At 71.4% G+C, this 12,409-nt stretch carries 10 protein-coding genes; 7 read left to right on the forward strand and 3 right to left on the reverse strand.

Translation table 11 applies throughout. The annotated features are described in order from the left end of the window. Positions 1 to 189: 189 nt before the first annotated feature. From H8B08_RS09915 to H8B08_RS09925, 3 genes are all read left to right on the forward strand, one after another. On the forward strand, positions 190 to 1,179 hold the full coding sequence (locus tag H8B08_RS09915; protein WP_187450037.1) for an aldo/keto reductase: 990 nt from the start codon (positions 190 to 192) through the stop codon (positions 1,177 to 1,179). Positions 1,180 to 1,359: 180 nt separating this feature from the next. After that, on the forward strand, positions 1,360 to 3,981 hold the full coding sequence (topA, locus tag H8B08_RS09920; RefSeq protein WP_187450038.1) for a type I DNA topoisomerase: 2,622 nt from the start codon (positions 1,360 to 1,362) through the stop codon (positions 3,979 to 3,981). 57 nt (positions 3,982 to 4,038) lie between these two features. Continuing rightward, a complete protein-coding gene (locus tag H8B08_RS09925; RefSeq protein WP_187450039.1) occupies positions 4,039 to 4,659 on the forward strand; it encodes a hypothetical protein in 621 nt (206 codons plus the stop codon). On the opposite strand, the gene H8B08_RS09930 is transcribed toward H8B08_RS09925, so the two are convergent. The 3 genes from H8B08_RS09930 to H8B08_RS09940 all read right to left on the reverse strand — a co-directional run bounded on the left by H8B08_RS09930 (position 4,656) and on the right by H8B08_RS09940 (position 6,852). After that, complete coding sequence (locus H8B08_RS09930) at positions 4,656 to 4,958, reverse strand: transcriptional regulator (RefSeq protein WP_187450040.1); 303 nt, start codon at positions 4,956 to 4,958, stop codon at positions 4,656 to 4,658. The genes H8B08_RS09925 and H8B08_RS09930 overlap by 4 nt on opposite strands. An 8-nt stretch (positions 4,959 to 4,966) precedes the next feature. Then, a complete protein-coding gene (locus H8B08_RS09935; protein WP_187450041.1) occupies positions 4,967 to 5,581 on the reverse strand; it encodes a hypothetical protein in 615 nt (204 codons plus the stop codon). Between the two features lie 62 nt (positions 5,582 to 5,643). Continuing rightward, positions 5,644 to 6,852: an acyltransferase family protein gene (locus tag H8B08_RS09940; protein ID WP_187450042.1), complete on the reverse strand. Its 1,209-nt coding sequence runs from the start codon at positions 6,850 to 6,852 to the stop codon at positions 5,644 to 5,646. A gap of 360 nt (positions 6,853 to 7,212) precedes the next feature. On the opposite strand from H8B08_RS09940, the gene H8B08_RS09945 reads away from it, so the two are divergent. The 4 genes from H8B08_RS09945 (at position 7,213) to H8B08_RS09960 (ending at position 12,344) form a co-directional block, all read left to right on the forward strand. Then, the gene (locus H8B08_RS09945; protein WP_187450043.1) at positions 7,213 to 7,821 is read left to right on the forward strand and encodes a hypothetical protein; all 609 of its coding nucleotides are present in this window, start codon (positions 7,213 to 7,215) and stop codon (positions 7,819 to 7,821) included. Between the two features lie 11 nt (positions 7,822 to 7,832). Continuing rightward, positions 7,833 to 8,345, forward strand: a complete 513-nt coding sequence (locus H8B08_RS09950; protein ID WP_187450044.1) for an OmpH family outer membrane protein — start codon at positions 7,833 to 7,835, stop codon at positions 8,343 to 8,345. A gap of 72 nt (positions 8,346 to 8,417) precedes the next feature. Then, positions 8,418 to 10,706 carry a ribonuclease R gene (gene rnr / locus H8B08_RS09955; RefSeq protein ID WP_187450045.1) on the forward strand — a complete coding sequence of 763 codons (2,289 nt, stop codon included), beginning with the start codon at positions 8,418 to 8,420 and terminating at the stop codon, positions 10,704 to 10,706. Between the two features lie 96 nt (positions 10,707 to 10,802). Beyond that, on the forward strand, positions 10,803 to 12,344 hold the full coding sequence (locus tag H8B08_RS09960) for a sodium:proton antiporter (RefSeq protein ID WP_187450046.1): 1,542 nt from the start codon (positions 10,803 to 10,805) through the stop codon (positions 12,342 to 12,344). The last annotated feature ends 65 nt before the right edge of the window (positions 12,345 to 12,409 follow it).

A 12,409-nucleotide genomic window follows, 5' to 3' on the forward strand; every position in this document is an offset into this window, starting at 1 on the left:
GAAGGCCGGAGCCCGCGCGCCGGAGCGCCAGCGAAGGCCTGCGCGGGAGGATGAGGGGTTACGAACGGCCGCCGTTCCTGACGCCTGGTCCTGCTCCCTCCCGTTTCCCTCACCCTCCCACGCCGCTAAAGCGGCGCGGGCCCCGCCCTCTCCCGACCGGGAGAGGGGAAAGAATGAAGGAATGTACCCATGAAGACCCGCACACTCGGCGACGGCCTGGAGGTTTCCGCCATCGGCCTCGGCTGCATGGGGATCAGCGCGGCGTACGGGACGCCCATGGCCGAGCCGGACGCGATCGCCCTGCTGCGCGGCGCGGTCGAGCGCGGCGTCACCTTCTTCGACACCGCCGAGGTCTACGGGCCCTACGTCAACGAGGAGGTCGTCGGGCGCGGGCTGAAGCCGGTGCGCGACCGCGTGGTGATCGCCACCAAGTTCGGCTTCCGGCTCGAGCCCGGCCGCAAGTCGCCCGTCGGGGTCGACAGCCGGCCCGAGCACATCCGGGAGGTCTGCGACGCCTCGCTGAAGCGCCTGGGCGCGGAGGTCATCGACCTGTTCTACCAGCACCGGGTCGACCCCGACGTGCCGATCGAGGACGTCGCCGGCGCGGTCGGCGAGCTGGTCGCCGCCGGCAAGGTCCGGCACTTCGGCCTGTCCGAGGCGGGGGCGCGGACCATCCGCCGGGCGCACGCGGTCCACCCTGTGGCGGCCGTCCAGAGCGAGTGGTCGCTGTGGGTCCGTGATCCCGAGGCGGAGGTGCTGCCGACCTGCCGCGAGCTCGGGATCGGCTTCGTGCCCTACAGCCCGCTCGGCCGCGGCTTCCTGGCCGGGGCGGTGACCGATGCCGGCGCGCTCGCCGCGGACGACTTCCGCCGCACCCTCCCGCGCTTCGAGCCGGGCGCGCTGGAGGCCAACCTGCCGCTGGTCGACACCCTGAAGCATCTGGCCGCCGCCAAGGGCTGCACGCCTGCCCAGCTGGCCCTGGCCTGGCTGCTGCACCAGGGCGAAGACGTCGTGCCGATCCCCGGCACCACGAAGCTGTCGCGCCTGGAGGAGAACGTGGCGGCGGCGGACCTGGCGCTGACGGCCGAAGAGCTGGCGGCGATCGACGCCGCGGTGCCGGAGACGGCCGTCACCGGCGCGAGATACAACGCAGCCGGCCTGGCGGCGGTGGGACGGTAACTCCTTCCCCCTCCACGGGGGGAAGGAGATCGAATTTCCCCCTCCCCTCGCCAGCGAATTTTTCCTCCCCCTACGGGGGAGCGCCGCTCGCCTGATCGGAGCGCGTTGACATCGGGCGGGGGCCGCCCCCACTTTCCGGCCCCGAAACCTCCCGCCTTCTCATTACAGACTCCGCCCCGCATGAACGTCGTCGTCGTCGAGAGCCCGGCCAAGGCCAAGACCATCAACAAGTACCTGGGCTCCGGCTACAAGGTGCTGGCCTCGTACGGGCACGTGCGCGACCTGCCCTCGAAGGACGGCTCGGTGAAGCCGGCCGAGGACTTCGCCATGGAGTGGGAGGTCGAGGGCAAGGCGGCCAAGCGCCTCTCCGAGATCGCCGACGCCCTGAAGGGCGCCGACCGCCTGATCCTGGCCACCGACCCGGATCGCGAGGGCGAGGCCATCTCCTGGCACGTGCTGGAGGTGCTGAACCGCAAGAAGATGCTGAAGGACAAGGACGTCCAGCGCGTCACCTTCAACGCCATCACCAAGAACGCCGTGCAGGCGGCCATGGCCGCGCCGCGCCAGATCGACATGGAGCTGGTGCAGGCCTACCTGGCGCGCCGCGCGCTGGACTACCTGGTCGGCTTCACCCTGTCGCCGGTGCTGTGGCGCAAGCTGCCGGGCTCGCGCTCGGCCGGCCGCGTGCAGTCGGTGGCCCTTCGCCTGGTCGTCGACCGCGAGATCGAGATCGAAGCGTTCAAGACCCAGGAATACTGGACCGTCGACGCCGACGTCTCGGCCGGCTCCGGCCCGTTCACCGCCCGCCTGGCCAAGCACCAGGGCAAGAAGCTCGGCAAGTTCGACCTGCCGAACGAAGCCACCGCCACCGCCGCCCGCCAGGCCGTCGAGGCCGGCGACTTCACCGTGACCTCGGTCGAGAAGAAGCCCGGCCGCCGCTCGCCGCCGCCGCCCTTCACCACCTCGACCCTGCAGCAGGAAGCCGCCCGCAAGCTCGGCTTCTCTGCCACCCGCACCATGCAGGCCGCGCAGAAGCTGTACGAAGGCGTCGACGACCAGGGCGGCCTGATCACCTACATGCGAACCGACGGCGTGTCGGTCACGCCCGAGGCCCTGACCGAGACCCGCTCGGTCATCCAGCAGCGCTACGGGACCGCCTACGTCCCCGAGCAGCCGCGCCACTACAAGGTGAAGGCCAAGAACGCCCAGGAGGCGCACGAGGCCATCCGCCCGACCAGCCTCGCCCGCCACCCCGACAGCGTGCGCCTGGAAGGCGACCTGGGCCGGCTCTACGAGCTGATCTGGAAGCGCATGATCGCCAGCCAGATGGAGCAGGCCAAGGTCGAGCGCACGGTCATCGAGCTGGAGACCGCCGACGGCCAGACCGGCCTGCGCGCCACCGGCGAGGTGATCACCTTCGACGGCTACCTGGCCGTCTACGAGGAAGGCCGCGACGACACCGGCGCCGACGACGAGGAAGGCGGCCGCCTGCCCCAGGTCCACGAGGGCGCCAAGGCCAAGGTGGCCGAGGTGCGCGCCGACCAGCACTTCACCGAGCCGCCGCCGCGCTACTCGGAAGCCTCGCTGGTCAAGAAGATGGAGGAGCTCGGTATCGGGCGTCCGTCCACCTACGCCTCGATCCTGTCGGTGCTGCGCGACCGCGAATACGTGCGCATGGAGAAGAACCGCTTCCATCCGGAGGACAAGGGCCGGCTGGTCACCGCCTTCCTGGAGCGCTTCTTCGAGCGCTACGTCGAGTACGACTTCACCGCCGCGCTGGAGCAGCGGCTGGACCAGGTGTCGGCCGGCGAACTGGACTGGAAGGTCCTGCTGCGCGACTTCTGGCAGGACTTCCATGCCGCCGTGGAGGGCATGAGCGAGCTGCGCGTCACCAACGTGCTGGATGCTCTGAACGACGCGCTGGCCCCGCACATCTTCCCGGACAAGGGCGACGGCACGGATCCGCGCGCCTGCCCGACCTGCGGCACGGGGCGCCTGTCGCTGAAGACCAGCAAGTTCGGGGCCTTCATCGGCTGCTCGAACTATCCGGAATGCCGCTTCACCCGCGCCATCGGCGCACCGGACGCCGAGGGCGCTGAAGCCAGCGGCGACCGCGAACTGGGCGTCGATCCGGGGACCGGCGAGAAGGTCAGCCTGAAGATCGGCCGCTTCGGCCCCTACGTGCAGCTGGGCGAAGGCGACAAGCCCAAGCGCTCGTCCCTGCCCAAGGGCTGGAGCCCGGCCGGCATGGACCTGGAGCGGGCGGTTCGTCTGCTCACCCTGCCGCGCGAGGTGGGCGTGCACCCGGAGGACGGCCAGCCGATCCTGGCGGGCCTGGGCCGCTACGGCCCGTTCGTCCAGCACGCCGGCACCTACGCCAACGTCGAGTCGATCGAGGACGTGTTCGAGATCGGCGTGAACCGCGCGGTGGACCTGCTCGCCACCAAGCGGGCCGGCGGCGGCCGCGGGGCCCGCGGCGGGGCCTCCACCGCGGCGCTGAAGGACCTGGGCGCCCACCCGGTGTCGGGCGAGGCGATCAAGGTCATGCCCGGCCGCTTCGGCCCCTACGTGAAGTGCGGCAAGGTCAACGCGACCATCCCCAAGGGGACGGACCCGGCCGAACTGACCATGGAACAGGCCGTGGCCCTGATCGCGGAGAAGGCCGGCAAGAGCCCGACCAAGGCCGCGAAGAAGGCTCCGGCGAAGAAGGCCGCCGCAGCCAAGACCGAGGGCGACGCGGCCCCGAAGAAAGCGGCGGCGAAGAAGCCGGCGGCCAAGAAGAAGGCGGCCGCCAAGGCCTGATCTTCTCCCAAGGCGTTCGGACGAGGTATGCTCCCCCGACTCCCGGGGGGACTACACATGTCGATAAAGACCGCCGCCGCCGCGTTCGTGGCCGTGCTGGGCTTCGCCGCGCCGGCGAAGGCCGCGTGGGTCTGCTCGTACGTCCAGGTGCTCGACGCGCCGCAGGCCTCGACGTCGAACGGCGTCGCCGACGTCGAGCTCGACTTCGACGCGGGCAAGAGCCTCATGGGGGGGCAGATCTGGTGGTCGATCTCGTCCCACACCCCGGAGCCCGGCCCGGCCCTGATGTTCAATCTGCCTGTCGACGCCGGCGGTCGCTGGTCGTGGCGCCCGGACAGCTTCGACGTTTCCATCTCAGCGACCGATTTCTGGAACGGCGACGAGACCCTCGAAATCTCCGCGGACGGCCGTCTGCTCTACAAGGGGCCGGCCGAGGCGGAGGTGGCGAGCCATCGCGGCAAGAGCTTCCATGCGAGCGTCCCGGCCGACGCCGCCGCCCTGGCCGGCGCCGTGCGGGCGACGAAGGTGCGGGTCCGGCTGCTCGCCAGGAGCGGCGAGGCGATCTACGACCATACCCTCGCCCTGCCCGCCGTGACCGCACGCGACGCCCTGATCCGTCCGGGCGTCGCCTGGGCTGGTGGCGGCTTCGACGATCCCGACGTCTGCGAAGAGATCTAGGAGCGCTTGCCCACCACCGCCTCCAGCGCCTCCAGGTAAGCCGCGAACGCCTTGCGGCCGGCCTCGGTGATGCGGATGCGGGTCAGCGGCTTGCGGCCCAGGAAGCTCTTCTCGATGCCGACATAGCCGGCGTCCTCCAGCTTGCGCAGGTGGACGGACAGGTTGCCCTGGGTGGCGCCGAGCGCCTCCTTCAGCTCGACGAAGTCGGCCACCTCGGCGTCGGCCAGGTAGACCATGATCCCCAGCCGCAGGCGGCCGTGGATCACCTCGTCGATGCGCTCGACGTCCAGCGCGCCCATCGGCTGGCTCAGGCCCCCTTGCGGGCGAGGCGGAGCATAACGAAGCCCGGGACCGCCATCCAGGCCAGCAGGCCCAGGCCCACGATCAGCAGGTAGGTCGAGGTGGCCAGCGTCAGGCCCAGCGCCACGGCGGTGACGAACCAGCCCAGCGCCACCACGCCCAGCCAGAGCCGCCGGCGCAGCATGTAGGCGGTCGCCCAGGCGCCGCCCTGCAGGGCGAACACCACGGCCGGGTACAGCTCCCAGATCACCATGCTTTGGCGCGAAATGGCGGCCGGAGCGAACAGGCAGAGCAGCGCCAGGTTGGTCACGCCGGTGGCGATGAAGGCGGCGCGGACCGCGCGGGACACGGCGCCGGCCGGCCGGGGCTGGCGGTCGCGTCGGGCGACCCAGACCGCCACGCCGCAGAACAGGATCGTCGGCAGGGTCGCAAGCGCCAGATTGCCCAGCGGACCGAGCGGCCAGCCGAATACGTCCGAGGCCCACCAGACCAGGCCCTGCACGCCGTAGATCAGCCCGCCCCCCACGAAGGCCTCGCCCATGCGGGCCTGATTGCGGTCGCCGGCCTCCACCAGGCCCTTGAGGAAGGCCAGGTCGTCCAGGGCGGTGTCGGCGGCGCTCATCGGCGGGTCTCCGGAATCGGCGGGAAGCATGGGGTGGTTCGGGTTGAAAGTCTCTGGAGGCGTCACGCCGGCTCCAGTTCGGGGACGGCGGCGGGCGCGACCTTCTTGGGCTTCTTCCGGCCGCTCAGGAACCGGCCGATGAAGCTGTGGCGCACGAACAGCTGGTAGCTGGCGAACAGGACCAGCAGGGAGCCGCCCACCACCATCGGGAACTTCGCCGTCCACGGCAGGTGCAGGCGGGCGACCAGCACCGCGGCCGCCATCACCACCGGAATGTGGACGAGGTAGATCCAGTAGGCGGCGTCGGCGACGTAGCGGCGCGCCGGGCTGTGGCCCGAGAGGAAGCGCACCGCCGCCCCGATCAGGCCGAGCGTCCAGCCCCAGACGGCCAGGCCGTAGCAGACCGCATAGGCGATCTGGGTCCCGTCGGTCGGGGCCGCGTCCAGGCTGGGCTCCAGCCCGACCATGGCCAGGCCGGCGGCGGTGAAGCCCGCGCCCAGCAGGATCAGGAAGGCCCAGCGCCGCGCCCAGGCCTCAAGCAGCTCCTGCCGGCGGTGGACCATCCAGCCGATCGCGAAGGCCAGGCCGAAGGCGCTCAGCGCCGCCGGATTGGGTATCAGGCCGAAGTCGGGGGTGCGGATCCCGAACCACATGCGCCACTCCGGATCCAGGCACATGGCCAGCGCCACGGCCAGGGCCGGCAGGATCGGGGTCCAGCCGCCGACCGCCAGGCCCGTCAGCCGGTCCATGAGCCCGGCCAACCGCCCCTGCCCGTCCACCAGCTTACCTAAGCCCCGCAGGACCAGCATGGCCGGGTAGAACCACAGCAAGAGGTACAGGAACCACAGGTGGGTCAGCGGGAAGGTCTCGACCGTCATGGGCGGCGGCGGGGGACCGTCAGGGATGGTCCCGCCGTTGGCGATCGCCGCATTCCAGACGATCACCGCAATCAGGCTGGCGAACACCACCGGCCAGAAGATCACGAAGGTCAGGCCGATCCGCTTCAGCCGGTCCCAGGCGAAGGAGGCCAAGCCCCGCCGCTCCAGGCTCATGCGCGCGAAGAAGCCGGCGATCAGGAAGAAGACCGTCATGCGGAAGACGTGCAGAACGTAGAACATCACCGCGAGCTCGACGCTGCGGCTGTCGTCCATGGCCGGCCACAACGGCGCCTCCGACGGCAGGAAGCCGACCGACGCGTGCAGCGTCACCCCGGCCAGCAGCGCGAAGCCGCGGACCGCGTCCAGGGCATGGAAACGCTCACTCTCGTGCATGGCCGGCTCTCCCCTCGCGGCGGCGTCGTGGGACGAGAATGCATGAACTCGTTTAAATTGCAAACTTGTCTATCAAACCCTCCCCTTCTCCCCTTGCGGGAGAAGGACGGAGCCCGCGCCCCGGAGCGCTAGCGGAGGGTTGCGCGGGAGGATGAGGGGTCGAGCTACGGTTGGCAGCTGAAAAGGCGGCGCGACCCCTCATCCTCCCGTCCTTACCTCCGCCCTCCGGGCTCCGGTGGCCGGGGCCCTCCTTCTCCCTCAGGGGGAGAAGGAGTCGCGCGCTAGAACCTTCGCACTGTCGCGCTTGATGCGAACGGCGCTATCTTGGCCGCAGTAGACCGCGACCGGGGGGAACGGCGCATGCGTGGACGGATGATCGGCGGGCTCGGCCTGGTTTGCGCGATGGCGGGAACGCCGGCGGCGGCGCAGGACATGTTGGCCGGGTGGAGCTGCGCGGCGGGCGACGGCGCCAGCCGGGCGGTGCTGGAATACGACGCCCATCGGCGCCTGGAGCTGGAGCACAGCGCGGTCGTCTGGGACACGCCGGGCGGTCCGCTCGGCGTCGGCTTCAGCCTCCCGGTGACCGGCCCGGACCGCTTCGCCGCCACGCCCGATCGCTTCCGCGCCCGGTTCGATCCGCCCAAGGGCGCCCCGGAGCCGAAGTGGCTGGAGATCACCGCCGACGGAAAGCCGCTGTTCAGCGGTCCGTTGGCCGGGCGCATCCACGGCGCCGCCGGCCTGGAGTTCCGCGCCAGCGCCAAGGGCCAGGCGCAGATCGTGGCGGGCGCTTGGTCGGCCAAGCGGTTGCGCGTGCGCTTCCTGGACGCCGGCCGGCGGCCGCTGGGCCAGGCCACCGCCTTCCTGCCGCCGCTCGAGACCCGATCCGCCCCGCTCAGCGCCGCCTTCGCCCGCGCCCAGGGCCGGTTCGGCGACGCCAAGGTCTGCAGCGCGCGCGCCCAGGCGCACTAAGGAGCCCTCCCATGTCGATCCGCCGCAAGCTCTCCGCCCTGGCGCTGGTCGCCGCCCTGGCCACGCCCTCCCTGGCCGCCGCCCAGCAGGCCAAGGTCGCCTATGTGGACCTGGAGCGCGTGCTGCTCGAGGTGCGCGACGGCAAGGCGGCCCAGGCGCGCCTGAGGACGTGGCTGGACGCCCGGCAAAAGGAGATCGACGCCGAGCAGACGGCGCTTCGCGCTGAGAAGGAAGCGCTCGACAAGGCGTCCCCGACGATGGACGCGGCCACGCGCGAGCAGAAGTCGGCCGACCTGAAGCGAAAGGTCGTCGCCCTGAGCGAGAAGTGGGAGCGGAGCCGCGCCGAAGCCGCCGCCCGGGAAAGCAAGGAGATCGAGGCCATCCTCGCTAGGTACGACCGGGTCGCCGCCACGATCCAGCGGCGCGACGGCCTGACCATCGTGGACGAACAGCCCTCCCCGCCCGCGCCCGACATCACCGACGAGATCGTCCGCGCCTACGACGCGGCCAATCCGGGCGGCTGACAGAGCGTCTGCCTCCCGCCGGCACGTTGGCGCGTTCCCAAACAGCGCTATGTATGGGCGCTGAGAGGATTCGTGGCCAAGACACCCAAACGCCCCGCCGGCTTGCCGGACAAGGAAACCCTGCTTCGGTACCTGCGTGAGCACGGCGAGTCCGACAAGGCCGATGTCGCGCGCGAGTTCGGCCTGAAAGGCTCCGACCGCCGCGCGCTGCGCGAAATGCTGCGCGAACTCGAAACCGAAGGCCGGCTGGGCAAGCGTGGGCGCAAGGGCTTCGCCGAGGCCGGGGCCTATCCGCCGGTCGGCGTGGCCGACGTGGTCGAGCGCGACACCGACGGCGAGCTTTGGGTGCGCCTGGCCAAGGCCGGCGAGGACCTTAAGCCGGCTCGCCTGGCCCCCGATCCGGCCGAACGCAAGGGCGCCGGCGCGCCGGGCGTGGGCGACCGGGTGCTGGTGCGCTTCGAGCGGGTCGGCGAGGACTTTGAGGCCCGTCTCATCAAGAAGCTGGGCCAGAGCGCCCACAAGATCCTGGGCGTGGTGCGCAAGTCGCGCCGCGAGACCCGCGTCGAGCCGGTCGACCGGCGCTCCAAGGAATTCCTGCTGCTCGACGAGGGCGAGGCGCGCGACATCTACGACGGCGACCTGGTGCTGGCCGCCGTCGGCACGCAGCACCGCCGCTATGGCCCCAAGATGGGCCGGGTGCTGGAGGTGGTCGGCCGCGAGGACGAGCCGCGCGCCTTCTCGCTGATCGCCGTGCACGCCCACGGCGTGCCGGTCGGCGCCTCCGACCAGGCCGAGGCCGAGGCGCAGGCCGCGAAGCACCCGACGCTGGAGGGGCGCGAGGACCTGCGCCACGTCCCGCTGATCACCATCGACCCCGCCGACGCGCGCGACCACGACGACGCGGTCTACGCCGAGCCGGACCTGGACGAGAACAACAAGGGCGGCTGGATCGTCTGGGTGGCCATCGCCGACGTCGCCGCTTACGTGCGCGTGGGCTCGGCGCTCGACCGCGAGGCGCGCGACAAGGGCAACTCGACCTATTTCCCCGACCGGGTCGAGCCCATGCTGCCGCACGCCCTGTCGTCGAACCTGTGCAGCCTGCGCGAAGGCGAGAACCGCGCCTGCCTGGCCGTGCGCATGGTGTTCGACAAGAACGGCAGGAAGCAGAGCCACCGCTTCATCCGCGGCCTGATGCGCTCGGCCGCCAAGCTGTCCTACGAGCAGGCCCAGGCGGCGATCGACGGGGACACCGACGACCAGACCGGCCCGCTGCTGGTGCCGATCCTGCTGCCGCTGTGGGACGCCTACAAGACCATGCTGAAGGGCCGCGAGGCCCGCAGCCCGCTGGCCATCGCGACCACCGAACGGAAGGTCGAGATCAGCCCGGAAGGCCACGTCACCGGCATCACCCGGCGCGAGAGCCTCGAAGCCCACCGGCTGATCGAGGAGATGATGATCCAGGCCAACGTCTCGGCCGCCGAGACGCTGGAGAAGAAGCGCCAGCCGCTGATCGTGCGGGTGCACGAGCCGCCCAGCCAGGAGAAGCTGTTCAACCTCGGCGACTTCCTGTCGACCATCAGCATGGCCTGGTCGAAGGGCGAGCCGGCCACCACCAAGCGCTTCAATCGGCTGCTGGACGAAACCCGCGACGGACCGCACGCCGACATCGTCAACGAGGTGGTGCTGCGCACCCAGATGCAGGCGCACTATTCGACCGACAATGTCGGCCACTTCGGCCTGAACCTGGACCGCTACGCCCACTTCACCTCGCCGATCCGCCGCTACGCCGACCTGACCGTGCACCGCGGCCTGATCCGGGCGCTGGGCCTGGGCGACGACGGCCTGACCGACCAGGAAGTCGCGACGCTGAAGGACACGGCCGAGCACATCACCACCACCGAGCGCCGCTCGATGGCGGCCGAGCGCGACGCCACCGACCGCTACGTCGCCGCCTTCCTGGAGGAGCGGGTCGGGGCCGAGTTCGAGGGCAAGGTCACCGGCGTCACCCGCTTCGGCCTGTTCGTGCGCCTGCGCGAGACCGGCGCCGACGGCCTGGTGCCGGTGTCGAGCCTGGGGGCCGAGTACTTCCACCACGACGACCGCGCCCACGCCCTGGTCGGCGAGCGCTCCGGCAAGCGCTGGAAGCTGGGCGCCGACGTGGTCGTGCGCCTGGTCGAGGCCACGCCCATCACCGGCGGCCTGGTGTTCGAAATGCTGAGCGATCCGGCCCCGGCCGACCCGACCGCGGCCCGCCCGCGCCTGGGCGTGCGCCGCCGCGCCGGCGGCAAGCCAGAACGTGCGACCGGGAAGAGCGGCAAGCCCGGCAAGCCGAAAAACATTTCGCGCGGGAAGCGGCGGTAAGCTCCTTCTCCCCCTGAGGGAGAAGGATCGCCGCCCCGCTTGCCTCGCCCCTCGCCCGCGGCGCTAATCCCGCCGGGGGAGCTCGAGGGGTCGAGGATGAGCTTCTTCGAGAGCATGCTGGCTCTGCTGGCGGTGGCCATCGTGCTGCTGCAGGTCTCGCGGCGGGTGGCCATCCCCTACCCGGCCATGCTGGCCGCCGCCGGCGTCGCCCTGGCCCTGGTCCCCGGCGCGCCGCAGATCCAGCTGGATCCGCACACCGTGCTGGCCCTGTTCATCGCGCCGGTGCTGGTCGACGCCGCCTTCGACTTTCCCATCGGCGCGCTGCGGCTCTACTGGCGGCCGCTGACCGCGCTGGCCCTGGTGGCGGTGCTGCTGAGCGCGGCGGCGGTGGCGGCGATGGGCGTCGCCTGGGCCGGCCTGCCGCTCTACGCCGCCCTGGCGCTGGGCGCGATCGTGGCCCCGCCCGACGCCGCGGCCGCCACCGCCATCCTCAGCCGGGTGAGCATGCCGCGCCGCACGGTGACCGTGCTGAAGGGCGAGAGCCTGCTGAACGACGCCTCGGCGCTGCTGCTGTTCAGCGCCGCCCTCGCCGTGCACCAGCGCGGCGCGATCGACACAGGGCTAGGCCTCCACATCGCCCTGGCCGTGCCCGGCGGCGTCCTGCTGGGCGTTCTTCTGGCCTGGTTCTTCCGCTGGCTCACGCCCCATGTGACCGGGACGCTGGGCGGCAATCTGAGCGAGTTCACCGGAACGCTGGGCGCCTGGGTGATCGCCGATCGGCTGGGCCTGTCGGCCATCCTCTGCCTGGTCGCCTTCGCCATGACGATCGCCCGCTCGGCCGCCCTGGACACGCCGCCGCGCTCGCGCATCCACAGCTTCGCGGTCTGGGACTCGGCGGTGTTCCTGCTCAACGTCCTGGCCTTCGTGCTGATGGGCCTGCAGGCGCGCACCATCGTCGCGTCCATGCCCGCGGACCGGCTGGCGCAGGCCGGCGGGTTCGCAGCCGCCGTGGTCGCCTGTCTGATCGTCGTGCGGATGGCCTGGGTGCTGGTCTACAACCGGCTGGCCGTCCGCTTTCAGATCCTGCGCGGCGAGCTGCGCCCGGCCAGCCTGGCGCAGGGCGTGCTTGTCGGCTGGTGCGGCATGCGCGGGCTGGTGACGCTGGCCACCGCCTTCGCGCTGCCGGCCGACTTCCCCCAGCGCGACCTGATCGTGCTGACCGCCTTCGCCACCGTGATCGCCACCCTGGTGCTTCAGGGCCTGACGCTCGGGCCGCTGGTGAAGCTGCTGAAGCTGGACGGCGTGACCGACCTGCCCGACGAGCTTGCGCGGGCGCGCGCGGCCATGGCCACCGCCGCGCTGAACGAATGCGCCGGAACCGGCGGCCCCGCCGCCGACGCGTGGCGCTACATCTTCGTGACGCGGCGCGAGACCGCCCAGCCGGGCGCCCCCTGCGCGCCGCTGGACGAATGGCGCGCGCTGGGCCGCCGCGCCATGCACCGACAGCGCGAGGCGCTCGAAAGCCTGCGCAACGCGCAGACGATCGGGCCCGACGCCTTCCTGATCCTGCAGGAGGAGCTCGACTTCGCCGAAGTCGCCCTGGAGAGCGACAGCGAACGCCACATCGAGGAAAACTGAGGCCGTGTCTCGGGCAATGTCAGGCAAAGGCGGTGACTGATGAGCAGATCGCTGCCTCGGATTGA

Origin of the sequence: Caulobacter sp. 17J80-11, assembly GCF_014349105.1 — a bacterium.
Taxonomy (GTDB): Bacteria; Pseudomonadota; Alphaproteobacteria; order Caulobacterales; family Caulobacteraceae; genus 17J80-11.